The following is a 17,183-nucleotide window of genomic DNA, read 5'->3' as shown; positions in this document are numbered from 1 at the left end:
GCAAGTGGCTGATTCTGGTCGGGTTTGCCTGCTCCAGCGCAGGGCAGGAGGGCGGGGCGGGTGTAGACTTCGAGGATTCCCCGTGAACAAGGGCTGCCTGCTGTGATCTCTGCGCATCTGCTATCGGACCTGAGCCTGACTCTGGGCTGGCTGGCCTTCGTGCCCTTGCTCCTGTGGGCGGTGGCGCGCACGCGCTGGGTCGAGCTGTTCACCGACAGCAGGCGCCAGCATCTGCTGTTCGGCACGGTGTTCGCGCTGTTCGCCCTGTGGCTGGTACGCCGCGACTTCGATACTGGTGTGTCCTACCACTTTATCGGCATGACCGCCGTCACCCTTCTGCTGGACTGGCCACTGGCGGTGCTCGGCGCTTTCCTCGCCCAGCTTGGACTTATCGCACTGGGCCGCCAGGACCTTGCCGCGATGGGCGTCAACGGCGTGCTGCTGATCGGGGTTCCGATCCTGGTCACCGAATGCTGCGCGATCCTTGTCGAGCGGGCGCAGCCGCGCAACCTGTTCGTTTACATCTTCTGTTCGGGATTCTTCGCCGCGGCGTTGTCGGCACTGCTGTGCCTGCTGGCGAGTCTTGGTGTGTTGTGGCTGGACGGGCGTTTCGCGATGCCGGTATGGCTGGAGGACTTTATTGGCTACCTGTGGCTGATCATGTTCCCCGAAGCCTTTATCAACGGCATGGTGATCAGTGCGCTGGTGGTGTTCCGCCCGGAATGGCTGGAGACCTTCAACAGGACCCGCTATCTGCAGGCCCCATGGAAGGACGACGAACCTTAATGGTGGTCGCGCGGCATGAGTTCGCCGGAAAACAGTTCATCCTCGGCGTCCGGTGCCACCGGAATCTTGTGCTCTTCGGCAGCCCAGGCGCCCAGGTCGATCAACTTGCAGCGATCCGAGCAGAATGGCCGGTAGGTGCTGGCGCTGCTCCATTCGACGGGTGCGCCACAGGTCGGGCAATCAACGGTGATGGGCTGGCTCATTCACGGCCTCCTCGTAAAGTCAGGTAGAAAGTGTGCAGTCGGTCGACCTCCGCGTGCAGCCAGGCGATATCGCGGTCATTGACCAGGATGTCGTCGGCGTGGCGCAGGCGTTCCTCGCGATTGGCCTGGGCCTTGAGGATGGCCTGGACCTGCTCGGGGCTGGTCTGGTCGCGCAGCAGGGTGCGTTCGATCTGCAGGTCTTGCGGCGCATCGATCACCAGCAGGCGGTCGGTGCGCTTGTATTGACCCGATTCGATCATCAAGGGTGAAACGAATACCGCATATGGCGACTCGGCCTTGGCCAGGTAGCTGAAAATCTCCTGGCCGATCAGCGGATGCAGCAGGGCCTCGACCCAGCGGCGTTGCTCCGGGTCGGCGAAAATCACCTGGCGCAAGGCGGCGCGGTCGAGCTGGCCATCTTCCAGCAACATGCCGGGACCGAAGCGTTCGACGATGCTGGCCAGGGCCGGGCGTCCGGGCTCGACCACCCAGCGCGCGGCCTGGTCGGCGTCCACCAGGTGCACGCCCAGCTCGACGAAACGTTGCGCGGCCGCACTCTTGCCGCTGCCGATGCCTCCGGTGAGGCCGAGAATCCAAGGGGTGAAAGCGGGCGTTGTCATCAGGATCCAGCGAAATGCAGATAGGAAGCGGGTATTTGACCACCCCAGAGCAGCGCGATCCACCCCGCGAGCGCCAGATAGGGACCGAAGGGTATCGGCGTGCCGGCCTGCTGGCCCTTGGTGCGAAGCAGGATCAGGCCGACCAGCGCCCCTGTCACCGAGCTCAACAGCAGGGTAAAAGGCAGGATCTGCCAGCCGCCCCAGGCCCCGAGGGCCGCCAGCAGCTTGAAGTCCCCGTAGCCCATGCCGTCCTTGCCGGTGACCAGGCGAAACAGCCAATACACCGACCACAGGACCAGGTACCCGGCAACCGCCCCCCATAGCGCCTGGTCCAGCGGCACGAACAGACCGAACGCATTGACGATCAAGCCCAGCCACAGCAGTGGCAGCACCAGCACGTCGTGCAGCAACTGGTGCTCGATATCGATCAGGCTCAGGGCCAGCAGGCCCCAGCTCAACAGCATGAAGGCTGCCGCATGGGCGCTGACCCCGAAGTACCAGGCCGCGAGCAGGGTCAGCACGGCACTGGCCAGCTCCACCAGCGGGTAACGCCGGCTGATGCGGCTGTTGCAGGCGGAGCAGCGCCCGCGCAGCAACAGATAGCCGAGCAGCGGAAGGTTTTCCCAAGGGCGGATCCGATGCTGGCAATGCGGGCAATGTGAAGGCGGGAGAAACAGATCGAGGCGCTGCCTGGCCGGGGCCGCCGGCAAACCCAGGACTTCACGGGCTTCGTCCTGCCAGCGCCGCTCCATCATCAACGGCAAGCGATACACCAGCACATTGAGGAAGCTGCCAACGATCAACCCCAGCAGAAGAGCGCTGCCGAGATAGATGAACGGATGGCTGGCGAACAGGTCCCACAGGCTCATGGTCAGATCACGCTACCCAACTGGAAGATCGGCAGGTACATGGCTATCACCAGGCTGCCGATCAGAAGACCGAGGACCAGCACGATCACCGGTTCGAGCAGGCTGGTGAGGTTTTCCATCAGTTGATCGATGGACTGCTCATGGTGATTGGCGATGCGATCGAGCATATCGTCGAGGGTGCCGGATGTCTCGCCGATACTGCACATCTGCACGCAAAGATGGGGAAATAGCGGGCTGGCGCGCATCGCCGTGCTGAGCGCCAGGCCATTGCCGAGGTCCTGGCGCAGGCGGCGGATCGCCCGTTCATAGAGTGCATTGCCACTGGCCTTCGCCACGGGTACCAGCGCGTCCGTCAGCGGTATGCCTGCGACAAGGCAGGTGTGCAGGGTGCGGGCGAAACGCGCCATCGCCGCATGCTGCAACAACCTGCCCACCAGCGGCAGGCGGTGAGCCAGGCCCAGCACCCGCAGGTGAAAGGCCTGGTGGTAACGAAAGAGCTGGCGCACTCCGACGGCTGCCAGCGCCAACGCCAGGCTCAGGGCCAGGATGTGGGCGGACAGCCAGTCGGCGAGGCCGATGACCATCCGGGTAAAGGGTGGAAGCTCCGAGCCCATCCCGGCGAACAGCACCTCGAATTGCGGCACCACCTGCAACAGCAGCAGGCTGGCAACGCCCAGTCCGACCATCAACACCAGCAGCGGATAGAGCATCGCCTTGCGCATGCGCGAGCGCAGGGCGGCGCGCTTTTCCTGATAGGTCGCCAGTTGGTCCAGCAGAACATCCAGGCGTCCCGACGCTTCGCCCACCGCCACCAGGTTGCAATACAGGGCATCGAAATAGCGCGGATGCTTGCGCAGCGATTCGGCCAGGCTGTTGCCCGCGCTGATGTCGCGCTTCAGCTCGGCCAGCAGCTTGATCATGCGTGGGTGGCGGCTGCCGTCGGCGATGATGTCCAGGCCGTGCAGCAAGGGAATTCCGGCCTGGAACAGCGTGGCGAGATGGCGGCTGAGCTGGGTCAGTTGTGCGGCATCGAGTTGCCGCGACCAGCGCAGGGCTGCGAGCCGCCGCGAATGGCGGATACGGGTGGTATGGATACCGCGTTTGCGCAACATGGCCTTGACCAGCGCCGGGCTCTGCCCGTCACTGCGGCCGCTGACCCGGGCGCCGTTACGGTCGACGCCCTGCCGCCTATAGGTTCTGGTTTTCATGTGATGCCACGTCCTTGTCGCAATTGGCCAAACACAATTTCCGTTACAGCTCCAGCCGGCAGCGTTACCCGGCCCGCACTAGAGTAGACGAGCCACGCCGGGCGGCCCTGTTCAGCGAGGTGACAAAAGATGTCGGTTCGGGCCTACTGGCGCGCTTGCCGGCCCGCCCGGCCGAAATGACCTGGAATTCGAGAGGGGAAGCATGCCCATGAGGATGCAACGCGGTATTACATTGATCGAGCTGATGATCGTGATCGCCATCATTGGCCTGCTGATGACCATTGCCTTGCCGTTCTACACCGACCACCAGGCGCGAACCAAGGCCACGGCCGGCCTTGCCGAGATCAGCGCCCTGAAGACCGCCTTCGAAGTGCGACTCAGCCAGGCCCAGGACATCACCGGCCCGACCCAGCTCGGCGGCCAGGAGCGCACCGCCCACTGCACCATCACCGCCACGGGAACCGCCTCCGCCGGCACCGGCAGCATCACCTGCGCCCTGCTCGACGCCCCGGCACCGGTGCAAGGCAAGGTCCTCACCCTGACCCGCTCCGCCAGCGGCTGGGCCTGCAGCACCGACGCCAACGCCGACCTCGCCCCCAAGGGCTGCACCAGCACGGCTCAATAGTCGTTATGAAACAGTGAATTGCGTAACCCGCGCGGCAGTGGTAGCGTTGCTGCCACCGCCGGTGTAGCTCAGTCGGTAGAGCAGCGCACTCGTAACGCGAAGGTCGCAGGTTCGATTCCTGTCTCCGGCACCATTCAACTGTTCCGATACGTCTCTTCTTGTACACGGAACCCCCTGAAAAGCCCGCCAAGCGCGGGCTTTCTTGTCTCTGGCTGTCTCATTCCGTCTCTAGGCATATACCGATTTTAGGTATACGTTAGGGTATACGCCGGTTCGACGAGAAAACGTATACCTATGGCACGCACCGTTACGCCCCTCTCAGACCCTAAATGCGAGGCCGCCAAGCCGCGGGACAAGGACTACACCCTGTTCGACGGTCAGGGCCTTTTCCTGCTGGTCAAGAAGAACGGCAGCAAGATCTGGCGCATGAAGTTCAAGCGGCCGGATGGCAGAGAAGGGCTGGCCACCTTCGGCAACTACCCAGCGCTGACACTCAAGGCCGCCCGCGCGCGCCGAGCCGAAGCGCTGGAGTTATTGGCGCATGATAAAGACCCAATTGAGAGCGCCAGGCAGGGGAGGGTCGAAGCGGCGAATGCGAGGGCCAATACCTTCGGCGTGCTGGCCAAGGACTGGCATGACGCCTGCTCTAAGAAGTGGTCCCCTGGTCATGCCGCGACGGTGTGGCGGCGGATTGAAACGTACCTACTTCCGGCCCTGGGCCAGCGCCCGGTGGCCGGCCTCAAGACCCGTGACCTGCTGGCGCCGCTCAAGGCTGTGGAGAAGCGTGAAGTTCTGGACACTGCCGGTCGGCTACGACAGTACATGACTGGGATCATGCGCATGGCTGTCCAGCACGGGCACATCGACACGAACCCTGCAGTCGACCTACAGGGCGCTACTGCTACACGCAAGACCGTCCACCGACCTGCGCTGGCGCTGGATCGGCTGCCTGAGCTGCTGCAACGAATCGACAGCGACACTGGTCGGCCTCTGACACGGTTGGCCACCCGGCTCACCCTGCTGGTTTTTATTCGATCCAGCGAGTTGCGGTTTGCGCGCTGGCCAGAGATCGACGCCAGTCGCTCCATGTGGGAGATCCCTGGGGAGCGCCAGGAGATTGAGGGTGTGAAGAACTCGCATCGCGGCTCAAAAATGAGCACGCCCCACCTGGTGCCTCTGAGTCGTCAGGCACTGGCCACGCTCGAGCAGGTGCGCCAGCTCACCGGGCGCTTCGACCTGGTGTTCGCGGGTGATAGCAACCACTGGAAGCCCATGAGTGAGAACACGGTGAACAAGGCGCTTCGACGCATGGGCTACGACACCAAGACCGAGGTGTGTGGGCATGGGTTCAGAGCTATGGCCTGTTCCGCGCTCGTCGAGTCGGGACTGTGGAGCAAGGACGCGGTAGAGCGTCAGATGAGCCACCAAGAGCGTAACAGCGTGCGGGCAGCATACATCCACAAAGCTGAGTACATTGAGGAACGCCGGCTTATGGTTCAGTGGTGGGCCGATTATCTGGATGCCAACCGAGAGAAGCACATCACGCCTTATGACTTTGCTCGCGTGGGGGAGGGAGCAAGCAATGTGGTGCGTGGAACATTTGGCATGATTGGACAGCAATGAAAACAAGTATTCAATTGAAAGCCGGTGTTCTTGGTGTTCTTGGTGTTCCAAAATCGCTGGAAGCCAAAAAACACGCGGTCTGTAGCCAAGGAACACCTTTGCCTAAACGGCGGAACACGAAGACGTCGGAACACCCAAGGTGTTCCATGAACGAGACGGCTCGACCCGTGCGCGCGTCTACGCCAACGCAAGCCTCCTCCCCCTCCTGCTGGCCGCTCTTCCGATGCGCTCACGCACTCAGTCACGGCCCGGCGCGGATTTGTCTGCGCCAACCGGGGCGAGGGGATCGTCAAATAGCTAACGGCGCGTTGCTATGACTCTGGGCAAATTAATTAGTCCTTTGAGCCTCGACCTCGACGCGCTTGAATTGGAGTTGGAGTGGTTGCCGCTTTATGGCGAGTTCGCCGAGCGCTTCAATGAAGCGCTTGACCTAGTAGCGGCTGGTATCGAAATGTGGCGCCCTCATGAGAGCGAAGAATGGGCAATTGAGACGGCAGCGGAGATAAGCCGCAAGCTCTATAACATTGGGCAGGCGCTGGACCGGTCTCCAGCACTAGGCTTGGCTTGGGCGGTGCGCAACGCGGGGTCATGGGAAAGGCGTGCCACCGACTCACAGCTTGTGGCAGCCCTCGCTATGGCTTATGGCTGTCGGGCTATACATGCTATTCGCAAATGGCAAGCGCAATTGGCCGACGACGTTATGAAGGCATTTGGGCGTGCGCTTGTTGATGACTTAAGGGTTAATGATCCTGGGATTTACGCCACCATCGTTAATGATTGCCGAATTGAAGATTCGATAGCCGAGATCGAGGCAAGGGAGTCGGCTGCCGATCTGCTGGGGCGCGCACGCAATTCCATCATCTTCGCGGAGCTTTATCGGAATCCAAATATTTCACCCGAAGCCATGGCACGACTTAATGAGCAAGCAGTAAAGAAATCTCGTGCAGTGACAGGCAGAAAAGCCGGGGCTAGAAGCGGGACCGTCAGGCAGGAGAAGAATGCCGGGCGTGACAGGGAAATATGTGATGCGGGCCGGAAGCTACTCGCGTCCGGTAGGGCCCCGAGTGAAATCTCTGGGATCATTTCACGAATGGAAGTTTCGGGAAGCCTTGGACCCAAGGGCGTACGGGACGTGCTACGCAAAGGACTTGTTCTAGATCCCGCCTAAATTACAGGGAGGTGAACCATGTTCACCTCCCTCATGCCTCTTATCTTCGCCTCTGTTGGTTTCATCAAACCCGGGGGCATCACATGCAACTCAATCGAACTGTGACAACTGTTTCACCCGCTGACCTTCTTACACCTGAGCAGGCGGCCCAATTGTTGGGCCTATCGGTCAAGACCCTGGCCACCTGGCGCAGCACTGGTCGGCACGCTCTCCCGTTCATCCGCTGCGGCGCACGTATCCGTTATCAGCGCAACGAGCTGGTCGCCTGGCTAGCAGATCGGCACCACACCCCCGCCGCGCCTCGGGGGGAAATCTAATGTCCTCGCATCAGACCTTTGGCAACCCCCCCGCCCAATCGAACCCTTGCCGTGCGCTTGCCCGCGAGGTCTCGGGGCGTAATCTGCGCCAGGATATTGGTCAGGCTCCAGGCTTTGACCCTGCTGCCACGCTGATTCGCTTTCCCGATGTAATGGCTATGACCGGCCTAGCTCGCGCAACTATCTACAAGCGCCTCAAGGACGATCCGACTTTTCCCCGCCCCGTGCCGTTGAGCAACAGCACGTCACGCGGAGCGCCAGTGGGTTTTGTTCTCGCAGAGGTGCAGCGCTGGGCGCGTGAACGTATTGAAGCCCGGGGGATCACTGCATGAGACCCGCTCGTACGCCCTTTACTGGCCCCTTTTTCGACACTTACGGAATTGGCTTTGCCCTGTACCAGCCGGGCCGCAACAACTGGAAGCAACGTACCGTCGCAGGTGTAAGTTGGAACGGCCTGGAAGGAAAAGCGCACTTTTTCAACCCTGATGGGCTGGTGCTTCCGCTGGTTCCTTCCCAAGGGGAACTGCCTGCTGTGTTGCACCAGCAGAGGACCCGGATGGAGCCAGCAAAGGTGATGGGATCGGGTGTATTCGCTATGACCCATCCTGCTGGAGATGCGGCCGCATCGAGCGAATTAAGTCAGTGGGTCACTTACTGGTTCGTAGGAAGCGATGCGGCGTATGCCAATTCCCCAGAGGTGTGGAGTGCCTATGTGGATTCTCAAGTGGCGGCTGAGTGCAAAGCAGCCGAACACAACTACGTGGATGCCTGCCGTTTAAACCAACGCTCAGAGCAGTCCAGTGGCATGCCTTGGCAGCCCTCAGAGCATAAGCCGCCATGTGGTGGTCTGTCCGAATGGGTCCGCGTAAACACTGAGGATTGCCGCCGCATGCTGCGTGCTGAGTATGAGCGCGAATGTGCGGAGGATCAGCGAGTTGCGGCTTGGTTGCGAGGGTGCGCCGGATGAAACCTATTTTCCTGCCCGCCGCTGTCCTTGAGTTCATGGACGAACTGGGCCCAAAGGCTCCTTCGCCTGGGCGACTGGAGCGACTGCAAAAACTCCGCGACGAGGCATTGGCCAAAGGGGCTCATGTTCTGTTGCTGATTTGGCCGACCCTCGATTGGGTGCTGCTCGCTGTCGAGGCGCCTGGGGACGTAGTAATTCGGGATGCAGCGCAGTTGGTGCCCAATGTGCTGGCCAATCTCGATGCGCTAGGACAGATGTATGAGAAGGCCAGGCAAGGCCGCAATCTCACTTGGCTCAAGCTTGAGCGTCGTCCAGCCACTACCCACTAACGAAAACGCCCCCGGCTGCAACCGAGGGCGTTTGAGGATCTTCATTGTGCCCGCTCAATCTATGCCATGGCTAAGAACCATGCAAGCTGTATGCACCTCTCAGCTTGCGCTCCGTCGGCTCACCCGTTACTCTGCGCCTGTCGCTGCAAATTCAGCGACCGGGTTTGGCGACCCGATCTTAAGAAGGCGCACATGCGCCCCCATTCCGTTTGCAGGCGCTTTTTTTGTGCCCGCATTCTCGTGTTATGGCGGCTGTGCGCGGGAGACCCTCGGGTCTGCCGGGTTCCTTCTTACCCGGTTCGCCAACCTGCGCACAGCTGCCACCCTAATCCGTTTGGCGACGGACCGTGGCAGTTCCCCATTAAGAAGGAGCTCCGTCCATGCACGCCCTCAATCCGTCCGCACTACAGAACCACATTGCCGCCCTGAAGGCTCGTGCCATTGCGGCGTTGCACGCCAACTCATCCCTCTCCGTCCGATTGGCCCGCTACAACGCGGCTATGGCTCGTGCCCGCGTCCTGGAAGCAAACGGGGGTGCTCAATGACCACTCCAGTACAACACTGCTCGAAACCCAAAGACCTGCTTTGCGTTACCGCACAGGCTCCTGTTTGCGCCCCAATGGATACGATCGCCTGTGGCACAGAGCGAGCTCAGGGGGTGTTGTGCTTGTTGAAGGATCAGTTCGAGGCGGAGCAGGGCCAGCGCCTGACTAAACGTGTGATCCTCGGCGACTTGCGTGAAGTGCCTGGAACGCTGGAGCAGACTCGTACCCTGGCCGTGCATGCCGATGACTCGACCCGCCATGTCGCGGAATGGGGGCGGAAATGAGCGGGCGCGTGCACGTTAATACCGCGGGTGGCACCAGTTTCTCTAAGCACAACTCGTCGAATGTCCCGTTCTTCCAAGTGTGCCCCGATATCTCCGGAGAGGAAGCGTTGGAGCAAGCTTCGGTGCTCATGAACTGCGTGAACAAATTGACTCAGCTGGCCGGCGTGAACGATGACAACAATGCGCTGGTGTGGGCTGCGCACTATTTGGGTGAGCAGGCTAAGGCGCTTGTCGATGATGTGACCACTGGGATTCAGATCGCCGAGAGTGGCCAAGCATGAGTAGGAAGATGCCCAACTCCAGGCATCCGACCTTTGCGCAGGTCAAAGCCGCCTCCTGCGCGGCGATTGACCGCGTGCTGGCCCACTGGCTTCCCGGTGGCAAGCGCGTAGACGGTGGTAAGGAGTACACCGCCCCCAACCCAACAAGAGCGGACAAGCATTCAGGCTCGCTCAAGGTGAACTTAGCCAAAGCCACCTGGTGCGACTTCGCTACCGGTGACAAAGGCGGTGATTTGATTGACTTGGTGCGCTACCTCGATCGAGGCACCGATGTGGAGGCGTGCAACAAACTGGCAGCCTTCCTGGGTGTTGAGGCGACGAGCAACCCCAGCGTCACGCCACCCACTAGCCTGGCTAAAAAACCAGAGTGGGTGCCTGTGCTGCCCATTCCTGAGCAGGCAATGCAGAAGGTGCTGCAAGCGCACCGGCAGCACGGTAAACCTTCCAAGGTTTGGATTTATCGTGACACCAACGGTCAGCCGCTTATGGTGTTGTACCGCTTCGACCTCGGGGCGGATGAGGGCGGCACGCCGCGCAAAGTGTTCGCGCCCCTCACTTGGTGCAAACACTCTGCGAATGACTCGTTGGCCTGGCGCTGGCAGGGCTTGTCGGAGCCTCGCCCGCTGCTGCGTCTTGATGAGCTGGTTAAACGTCCATCGGCACCAGTAGTGCTGTGCGAGGGCGAGAAGGCTGCCGATGCAGCTGCCGAGCTGTTGCCCGATCATGTTGCCACCTGCTGGCCCAACGGGACGAACTCTTGGCAGAAGGCTGATTTCGCGGCGCTCGTCGGGCGTGACGTATTGCTGTGGCCTGACAACGATTCGCCAGGCTTGAAGTGCATGAATGCCTTGGCTGACCACCTGCGAAAGCTTGGAGCTGCCTCCGTGCAGACGGTAGCCTTCAGGATGTTCGGGCAACTCCCTGGTATGGACGGTGAGCGCCCCACTTTCGCGCCAGGCGGGGAGTGGCGCGAGGGTGATGATGCAGCGGATGCCCAATCCAAAGGCTGGACTGCCCAACACCTGGCAGAGTTGCAGCGCACCGGGGAGCTGTTTGCCCTCGCACCTGCCGCTACCCCCACCAAGCAGAGCAAGGGCACTGGCCAGGCCAAGCCGCAATCCGAGAAGAAAACCGCCCCGGCCCCGAGCGGCTTCCGTGTAACGAAGGATGGAGTGTTCTATGTCGGTGAGGATGGCGAAGCACGCCCGGTTTGTTCACGGCTAGAGGTATTGGCTCGCACCCGTGACGAAAAGGGTCACGGCTGGGGCCTACTGGTGGAGTTCGATGACCCCGATGGGGCCAACAAGCGCCTCAACATTCCGGCCAGGGCAATGGCGGGCGACTTTGGCAAGGAAGTGCTCGCGCCACTGGTTGATATGGGGCTGCGCCTGGCGCCCGTGCGGACTGCTCGCAATTCGCGCAACGATCTACAGAGCTACTTACAAGGCTATGACGGTGCTGAGCGTGCTCGCTTGGTCACTCGTCTAGGTTGGCACGGAGATGCCTACTTGCTGCCAGATCGGCAGATAGGTGCCAGCGTCGAATATCTGCACTTCTACGAAGCCGGTGCCCAGCTTCCGCCGATCACTCAGGCAGGGACACTGGAACAATGGCAGCAGCAAATCGGTGCGCTTTGCGTGGGCAACAACCGCTTGGCTTTCGTCGTATGCGTGGCTTTCGCAGGTGCGGTATTGCATCTACTGGGGCACGAGTCGGGTGGCTTCCACCTGTATGGCGATAGCTCGGGCGGGAAGACCACTCACCTGCAGGTGGCTGCCTCGGTGTGGGGTGGGCCACGCCTGGTGCGTTCCTGGCGTTCTACAGACAACGCCCTGGAAAGTATCGCGGCAGCGCACTCGGACGGGTTGCTGGTGCTTGATGAGATCGGGATGTGCGACCCACGGATCATTGGGGAAACGGTCTACATGCTGGGTAACGGCACTGGTAAGGCGCGGGCCAATGATCGTGGCATGACTGGGCGCCAAGTTCAGGAGTGGCGCTTGCTGTTTCTCTCCACCGGGGAAAAGACCTTGGCGCAACACATGGCTGAGGCAAACAAGGAATTGAAAGCCGGTATGGAGGTGCGACTGCTTGCTGTACCGACTGACGCGAGCAAAGGGCTAGGGCTGTTTGAAGAGCTGCATGGGTTCGACGATGCCGCCGCGCTGTCGGATGCTCTCAAGGCCCGGGTTAGCCGATGCTATGGCACGCCTGCCCTGGCTTTCCTGTCGGCCCTTTGTGAGCCCACCAAGCTGCGGGCATATGCGGCCATGGTGCGCAGCACTCTGGAGCGGTTTACCACTCAGGCATTACCTGCCAGCGCCAGCGGCCAGGTACAGCGTGCCGCAACTCGCTTTGGACTGGCAGCGGCGGCGGGTGAGTTGGCCACAGCCTTGGGGGTTACAGGATGGCCTGACGGACTAGCGCTGCAATCCGCGCGCGTGTGCTTGGATGCTTGGTTGGCTGAACGTGGAGGTGCTGGAAACCTGGAAGGTGACGCTATCGTGGCCAGACTGCGCGGCATGGTGGAGCGCTATGGAGAAAGTCGCTTCACGCGATGGGATTCTATTGCAGCAAAGACCGATGACCATGCTCCACGTACAGCAGACCGGCTTGGCTTTCGCAGGACTATGGATCATGGCATTGGTGACTCTCTATATACGTCGGTGACCTATTACTTCCTCGGCACAACTTGGCGTGATGAGGTTTTTAAAGGGATGAACTTGCGAAATGTAAATAGAGAGTTAGTCGCGCGCGGAATACTTGAGCCGAGCGGAGACGGAAAAGCCGCCCAATCCGTAACACTACCCGGAATGCCGAAAGGGCGGGTTTATGTTGTGAATTCGAATGTATTGCTTAGCGACTAAATAATAGAGTTCAACGAGTCTGGAGATTATTGGCCAATTATAGGCTCGGCCTGCCTACGCCTGCGCTTATCTAAATTTAATTGTTGGAGTCCAAAATGAGTACGAATTCTTCTGCGCTAAAACAATGCCGGGCTGAACTGGAGAGCTTGAAGAAAGAACTTCCCAAGCTAAAGGCAGTTTCTGATGAGGCAGCGAAAAACTTTTCGAATAGCCGTCATGGAAGACCTGTTTATCCTCGGGATCAGATCGATCCTTATTCGAATGCTAAGGCCAGAATTGATGAGCTGTCCCGTGAGATTTCAAAACTTCAGGGGCTGGTGAATTGGGAGGAGGGTGTAAAGTCTGCCTCTGAGGATGTACGTCTGGCAAGAAAGGATATAGGCAAGGCCGAGAGCGAAATAAAGAACCTGCGTGATAAGCGAGAGATGCTTGAGTCTAAAAGGGCTGCTCTTATTGCGAAGCACGAGCGTGAATTTAAAGCGGCTGAACACGATGAGCATGAGGCCGCCCAAGCTTATGCCAAAGCGATAGGGGAGAATGATAGCGGGGGTGAGAGCAAGGCAGAGGGATTGTTGGAGAAAGCATCTCGGGCATTGGCGGTAATTAAACAAACGCTTCAAGGTGCTAATACAGTTTCCTCTGCACTGAGTGATCAACTATCGGAACTTGACGATGCAATTCAACAGAAGCAAGCCGAGCTTGATAGCTTGAATTTCAAAGTCCTGCAGGCTGCTCGATTTTATTGGGCTGACCGCTTTGAGAAGGCTGCACATGAACTGGCGACCCTGGCAGCCCATGTTGCAGCTGCTGAAAAACTACTTGGATATGGCGATAGCTTGAGTGACTTCTATATTCCAACTGTATCTCCTGAAAAAGGTCGCTTCATTTCTCATCGCAGGCTTTTGGAACGACGTAGCAATATAAAGCTTGAGCAGTTGACAGATATATAGTTGCAAGCTCCCGCAGCTCAGCTTCGCTACAGGATCAAAACACCATCTCCAAATGTTTCGCGATGGTGTTTTGGTCTGCGTAAATAAGAGAGTTTCAGCTGCGCTTAGTGACATAGCTCGCAAGTCAAGGATTTATTTAAATACGGCCCGTCGTCCGTATGAAAGTCAATTACTCGCGCTGGATGGTAGTGGTTTTTAATGCACTCAGCAGGTATGTCGTGTCTCACTTCATAGCAGGGCGCCGACGACGTTCTACGCGGCTTTCTCGCTCTAAGCTGCCCCCACTCCGAGAGGATCATCTTTCCGACCTCACGTTTCTGCGCGTCAGGGATGAGAGTCACGGGGATATTAACCTCTAAGATCGTAGGGATGCCGATCTGCCGCAGGCGTAACCGATAGTCCTCTCCCCATCGATCTCCGTCACTCATACGAGCTGCAAGGGCCATCAAGTACTCACTGCCGTGGATAATGTAATGGCCATGCTGCTCAATCATTTTTCTATCGTCACTCGATAGCCAGATACGGCCCCGCTCACTTAGTCCACGCTGATGCATCAGCTCTATCGCTCGATGCCGCAATCCGCTCGGAACGTCAGCGTAAATTCTGTGGAATTTTTTCAGAATTCTTTCTACAGCCTGTCCTTTTAGACCACTTTCAAAATACGAAGATAGGCTTTCCGGCCTACATCCATGAAACCCCTTAGCGTGGGTGTAGTAGCCCCAAAGGGCCTCACAAAATGCTGGCACTAGATGCTGATGATTAGGCAGCCAATCCATTACATCTGACCAGCAATCGGGCCGGGCACGCTCAAGGTGCTTGCGTACATGGGGTGTCAAAATCAGGGAAGCATATCTAGGAATTGCTCTTAGCCAGGCACGGCGATTGCGCCAGTCAAGTACACGTTCAGTCATAGTATTTCCTGTTAAACAAATGCCCTAGAACCGATCATTGATGGTTTTTTCGTCGTTTGCCGAATGTGAGTCTTGTCTGAAGCATATTCATCATCCTGACAATATGGGGCCCTATCGATCACTACCGAAACGCACGGGGCCAAACTCGCGCCATCCACCGACTGAGGTCGACCCATTGGTGTCCTTCGTGGAGGGCAGCTATTGATTACTAGCTGCCATTCGCGACGGGGCCATTCAGCATAAACTACCACGGGGATAGACTCGGCTTACCTAGCCCTCTCTCCTAACGAAAGTCAGAACTTCTCTGAGTGGAAAAATAAACTCGGATAAACCTCCATAGTAGGGATTGTTTCGAGTGGAATAGATTTTTCCTGCATTAAGGCACCTATAGCATCAGCCGTACTCATAGCTCTAAGTTTTATTTTTTCTGGTCGACCTAGTTGGATATATTTCAAGGTATCTACTAACGCTCCCCAGAATTGGCATTTTTCTAGAGTTGTAGACCTTTCCAGGCCCGAGCAAATACTTACTTCGGATACAAACTCATCAAACCAGTTAGGGTCTAAAGAGTTGATTGCGATATTCGCTTTCATTTGAATTCTAGGATAATCTTCAAATGAAATTATTTTGGTGTTTTCAATGAGTGAAATAATGAGTTCGGTGCAATACGTCATGCGTAGCATTCCACTCATGAAAGAGCGCCAAGGCAGGTAACTGGAGCGCTTAACTACTATTGGCAAAAACTCCTTTATTCGATGCAGCAGGCGACCTATAAATATCGCTGAGCGCGCTGAGTCAACTGGCAAAACAGTTCCTAGAACTGTGATGGCACCCATTGCCAGCATTCCGTTAGCAGATGACCCATGCCCGCCATCGAGAGGAAGTGTATCGCAAGCACTGAGCAAAACTATCGGGGGCATTCGTACTGAATCTCGTAAAGCCCATACATCTATGGCTTGTCCACCTATAACTATAGAGCCCACGCCGGCAGATTCAGTTAGGGTTCCATGCCCGTCAAAGACCATTAGTGCACCATGGAAATTATTGATGGCAGCAACGAACTGATCGATATTATAAACATCAATAAACTTGTATTTCGGGTAGTTTTTATGTGCTTTGGAAAGCTTGTGGAGCACATCTTCTAGTACGGTTCGTATTTTGTCTTCTTTGTCGAAAGATCTTACTATAAGTATTTCTTCAAAGTCTGCTATTGCAATATTTACGTACTGGCTTCGTAAGCATTGCTGCATACTAAGATTGCCTGGGGTAGCAGAGATTCGACTTGCATCACACCTGAGCGAAAGTGGAAGTCCTCGAATGGGCAGCCACTCGAGGGGGATATCGCTTAATAAACTAACACCAGAGAACTCAGGCAGGGACTTATGGATTAGTGTGCTATGCTCCTGCGCCACTAGAGACGTCATTTTATTCTGTATTTTCAAGGCAAGCTTGCACGTTTTGAATTTTACATGGGGGTTATTCCCCCTTGCGCAGGCCGCTAAGTTTATAAGGTCACCTTTCACTCCATTTATCCGCGACTCCATCCTTAGTACGGGAGTAACCTCAGGGGTATTAAGTATGGCTAAACAAGCTCCAAATGCTCGTAGTTCCATTTGATAACTGCGCAGGAACATTGAAAAGAGTTTGTTTTCGAGAAGATCACCAAGATCTTTTTCGCTGTTTGTGAAGTTTAATTTGATGTAGCTGCCTGGTCTCTTTATTGACTTGACAAGCCGGCGGAGTGCGCTAACGATATCTGCGTTTTCATTAACTTCACTGAATAAGTCCCTGTCTACATTTGCCTTGTAGAGATGCCACAGTATGGGCTCAGTTGTTAAACAAATTTTATTTTCAATAGGTGCTTCTGCGGCCAGCTTCCTTCGCAGACTCATAATGGCTCTGCACGATTTCGCCACTGCTGGTACGTAATCATTGATGCGATGAATTCCCAGCGCTTTATCTAGGCTGATCTCTGACCCAAGCGATGCTGCAATGATTTCATTAGGCCTAGTAATCCCGTGCGCGTACCCTGGGAATTGCAATCTGCTCCATGGCGGGCGCTTAGGACTAAGCAGTTCATCAATCGAGTCAAAAAAAATCGAGTTAATTTCTCCATTTTCTAGTAATTGAACAGTCCGCTGGGTAATATATCGGCTAAACCGCTCACTACTTACTTCCCTAGTTTCAGCATTGGCACTGTCTGATGTTGAAACATGAAGCCATTCGGGTTCGTTTTCAACCAAAAAGTCATTTACTGCATTATAGGTTCTATCATTTGAAAGAATGCATTTGAATGTAACCGTGCTGAGATTTTTTGCATTATCCTTTAGCGACTCGATCGTTATTGGAATGATTGTAGGTGAAGTGATGCCTGCAACTCTTGATCTCAAAACTGGTGCGCGCTTTGATTTTAGCTCTCTGATATCGAAAGGCAACATCAGCGACAGCTCTAGCAAATCAACAGATAAAAGTATTCCTGGCCAGTAGGCCATAAACATTGATGCTGACTTGCAGTCCTCTCTGAAGTGGGGGATATAATATTGAATTCTATATCTAGGATAGCGAGCGTGCTCCTCAAAAAATAGTCGCTTTACCAAATCTAGGTTCTCGGAATTTTTGGGCATGCAAAT

17 protein-coding genes and 1 tRNA gene are annotated in these 17,183 nt (G+C 57.0%); 13 read left to right on the top strand and 5 right to left on the bottom strand.

The window, feature by feature from the left end; genetic code table 11:
* The first annotated feature begins 102 nt into the window (after positions 1 to 102).
* On the top strand, positions 103 to 786 hold the full coding sequence (locus N7650_RS19005) for an energy-coupling factor ABC transporter permease (RefSeq protein ID WP_279899569.1): 684 nt from the start codon (positions 103 to 105) through the stop codon (positions 784 to 786).
* Here N7650_RS19005 and yacG read toward each other — a convergent pair.
* The 4 genes from yacG to N7650_RS18985 are packed head-to-tail and all read right to left on the bottom strand — an operon-like array spanning position 783 to position 3,686.
* The gene (gene yacG / locus N7650_RS19000) at positions 783 to 989 is read right to left on the bottom strand and encodes a DNA gyrase inhibitor YacG (RefSeq protein ID WP_009403497.1); all 207 of its coding nucleotides are present in this window, start codon (positions 987 to 989) and stop codon (positions 783 to 785) included. The two genes, N7650_RS19005 and yacG, sit on opposite strands and share 4 nt — an antisense overlap.
* Positions 986 to 1,609 (bottom strand): dephospho-CoA kinase, encoded by a 624-nt coding sequence (coaE, locus tag N7650_RS18995; protein WP_009403495.1) that lies wholly within the window; start codon positions 1,607 to 1,609, stop codon positions 986 to 988. Before coaE ends, yacG begins: the two co-directional genes overlap by 4 nt.
* On the bottom strand, positions 1,609 to 2,478 hold the full coding sequence (locus tag N7650_RS18990) for an A24 family peptidase (protein ID WP_279899566.1): 870 nt from the start codon (positions 2,476 to 2,478) through the stop codon (positions 1,609 to 1,611). Before N7650_RS18990 ends, coaE begins: the two co-directional genes overlap by 1 nt.
* A 2-nt stretch (positions 2,479 to 2,480) precedes the next feature.
* Positions 2,481 to 3,686, bottom strand: coding sequence for a type II secretion system F family protein (locus tag N7650_RS18985; RefSeq protein ID WP_279899565.1), 1,206 nt, complete (start codon positions 3,684 to 3,686; stop codon positions 2,481 to 2,483).
* A gap of 208 nt (positions 3,687 to 3,894) precedes the next feature.
* Between N7650_RS18985 and N7650_RS18980 the strand changes: the two genes are divergently transcribed.
* From N7650_RS18980 to N7650_RS18925, 12 genes are all read left to right on the top strand, one after another.
* Positions 3,895 to 4,311: a pilin gene (locus N7650_RS18980; protein WP_279899564.1), complete on the top strand. Its 417-nt coding sequence runs from the start codon at positions 3,895 to 3,897 to the stop codon at positions 4,309 to 4,311.
* 57 nt (positions 4,312 to 4,368) lie between these two features.
* A tRNA-Thr gene (locus N7650_RS18975) sits at positions 4,369 to 4,444 on the top strand.
* Positions 4,445 to 4,605: 161 nt separating this feature from the next.
* The gene (locus tag N7650_RS18970; RefSeq protein WP_279899562.1) at positions 4,606 to 5,934 is read left to right on the top strand and encodes an integrase arm-type DNA-binding domain-containing protein; all 1,329 of its coding nucleotides are present in this window, start codon (positions 4,606 to 4,608) and stop codon (positions 5,932 to 5,934) included.
* A gap of 313 nt (positions 5,935 to 6,247) precedes the next feature.
* Positions 6,248 to 7,102 carry a hypothetical protein gene (locus tag N7650_RS18965; protein WP_279899561.1) on the top strand — a complete coding sequence of 285 codons (855 nt, stop codon included), beginning with the start codon at positions 6,248 to 6,250 and terminating at the stop codon, positions 7,100 to 7,102.
* Between the two features lie 83 nt (positions 7,103 to 7,185).
* Positions 7,186 to 7,419 carry a helix-turn-helix domain-containing protein gene (locus N7650_RS18960; RefSeq protein ID WP_279899560.1) on the top strand — a complete coding sequence of 78 codons (234 nt, stop codon included), beginning with the start codon at positions 7,186 to 7,188 and terminating at the stop codon, positions 7,417 to 7,419.
* An 83-nt stretch (positions 7,420 to 7,502) separates the two neighbouring features.
* The gene (locus N7650_RS18955; RefSeq protein WP_279899595.1) at positions 7,503 to 7,751 is read left to right on the top strand and encodes an AlpA family phage regulatory protein; all 249 of its coding nucleotides are present in this window, start codon (positions 7,503 to 7,505) and stop codon (positions 7,749 to 7,751) included.
* Positions 7,748 to 8,386 carry a hypothetical protein gene (locus tag N7650_RS18950; RefSeq protein ID WP_279899559.1) on the top strand — a complete coding sequence of 213 codons (639 nt, stop codon included), beginning with the start codon at positions 7,748 to 7,750 and terminating at the stop codon, positions 8,384 to 8,386. The genes N7650_RS18955 and N7650_RS18950 overlap by 4 nt, the downstream gene beginning before the upstream one ends.
* Positions 8,383 to 8,715, top strand: a complete 333-nt coding sequence (locus N7650_RS18945; RefSeq protein WP_279899557.1) for a hypothetical protein — start codon at positions 8,383 to 8,385, stop codon at positions 8,713 to 8,715. Before N7650_RS18950 ends, N7650_RS18945 begins: the two co-directional genes overlap by 4 nt.
* Positions 8,716 to 9,382: 667 nt before the next feature.
* The gene (locus tag N7650_RS18940) at positions 9,383 to 9,544 is read left to right on the top strand and encodes a hypothetical protein (protein ID WP_279899555.1); all 162 of its coding nucleotides are present in this window, start codon (positions 9,383 to 9,385) and stop codon (positions 9,542 to 9,544) included.
* On the top strand, positions 9,541 to 9,825 hold the full coding sequence (locus N7650_RS18935; protein ID WP_279899553.1) for a DUF3077 domain-containing protein: 285 nt from the start codon (positions 9,541 to 9,543) through the stop codon (positions 9,823 to 9,825). Before N7650_RS18940 ends, N7650_RS18935 begins: the two co-directional genes overlap by 4 nt.
* Positions 9,822 to 12,692 (top strand): DUF927 domain-containing protein, encoded by a 2,871-nt coding sequence (locus N7650_RS18930; protein ID WP_279899550.1) that lies wholly within the window; start codon positions 9,822 to 9,824, stop codon positions 12,690 to 12,692. Before N7650_RS18935 ends, N7650_RS18930 begins: the two co-directional genes overlap by 4 nt.
* Positions 12,693 to 12,787: 95 nt before the next feature.
* Positions 12,788 to 13,642, top strand: a complete 855-nt coding sequence (locus N7650_RS18925; protein WP_279899549.1) for a hypothetical protein — start codon at positions 12,788 to 12,790, stop codon at positions 13,640 to 13,642.
* 1,204 nt (positions 13,643 to 14,846) lie between these two features.
* On the opposite strand, the gene N7650_RS18920 is transcribed toward N7650_RS18925, so the two are convergent.
* On the bottom strand, positions 14,847 to 17,177 hold the full coding sequence (locus N7650_RS18920) for a hypothetical protein (protein WP_279899547.1): 2,331 nt from the start codon (positions 17,175 to 17,177) through the stop codon (positions 14,847 to 14,849).
* Positions 17,178 to 17,183: the final 6 nt, after the last annotated feature.

The sequence above is a fragment of the Pseudomonas sp. GD04058 genome (genome assembly GCF_029836855.1).
Taxonomy (GTDB): Bacteria; Pseudomonadota; Gammaproteobacteria; order Pseudomonadales; family Pseudomonadaceae; genus Aquipseudomonas; species Aquipseudomonas bharatica.
This window is presented reverse-complemented; position numbering and strand designations above follow the sequence as displayed.

Excerpts from the sequence above, each read along its gene's own strand:
- N7650_RS18930 (WP_279899550.1), top strand. The coding sequence starts at position 9,822 with ATGAGTAGGAAGATGCCCAACTCCAGGCATCCGACCTTTGCGCAGGTC.
- N7650_RS18950 (WP_279899559.1), top strand. The coding sequence starts at position 7,748 with ATGAGACCCGCTCGTACGCCCTTTACTGGCCCCTTTTTCGACACTTAC.
- yacG (WP_009403497.1), bottom strand. The coding sequence starts at position 989 with ATGAGCCAGCCCATCACCGTTGATTGCCCGACCTGTGGCGCACCCGTC.
- N7650_RS18985 (WP_279899565.1), bottom strand. The coding sequence starts at position 3,686 with ATGAAAACCAGAACCTATAGGCGGCAGGGCGTCGACCGTAACGGCGCC.
- N7650_RS18945 (WP_279899557.1), top strand. The coding sequence starts at position 8,383 with ATGAAACCTATTTTCCTGCCCGCCGCTGTCCTTGAGTTCATGGACGAA.
- N7650_RS18920 (WP_279899547.1), bottom strand. The coding sequence starts at position 17,177 with ATGCCCAAAAATTCCGAGAACCTAGATTTGGTAAAGCGACTATTTTTT.
- N7650_RS18980 (WP_279899564.1), top strand. The coding sequence starts at position 3,895 with ATGAGGATGCAACGCGGTATTACATTGATCGAGCTGATGATCGTGATC.
- N7650_RS18935 (WP_279899553.1), top strand. The coding sequence starts at position 9,541 with ATGAGCGGGCGCGTGCACGTTAATACCGCGGGTGGCACCAGTTTCTCT.
- N7650_RS18970 (WP_279899562.1), top strand. The coding sequence starts at position 4,606 with ATGGCACGCACCGTTACGCCCCTCTCAGACCCTAAATGCGAGGCCGCC.
- N7650_RS18925 (WP_279899549.1), top strand. The coding sequence starts at position 12,788 with ATGAGTACGAATTCTTCTGCGCTAAAACAATGCCGGGCTGAACTGGAG.
- N7650_RS18990 (WP_279899566.1), bottom strand. The coding sequence starts at position 2,478 with ATGAGCCTGTGGGACCTGTTCGCCAGCCATCCGTTCATCTATCTCGGC.
- coaE (WP_009403495.1), bottom strand. The coding sequence starts at position 1,609 with ATGACAACGCCCGCTTTCACCCCTTGGATTCTCGGCCTCACCGGAGGC.
- N7650_RS18960 (WP_279899560.1), top strand. The coding sequence starts at position 7,186 with ATGCAACTCAATCGAACTGTGACAACTGTTTCACCCGCTGACCTTCTT.
- N7650_RS18965 (WP_279899561.1), top strand. The coding sequence starts at position 6,248 with ATGACTCTGGGCAAATTAATTAGTCCTTTGAGCCTCGACCTCGACGCG.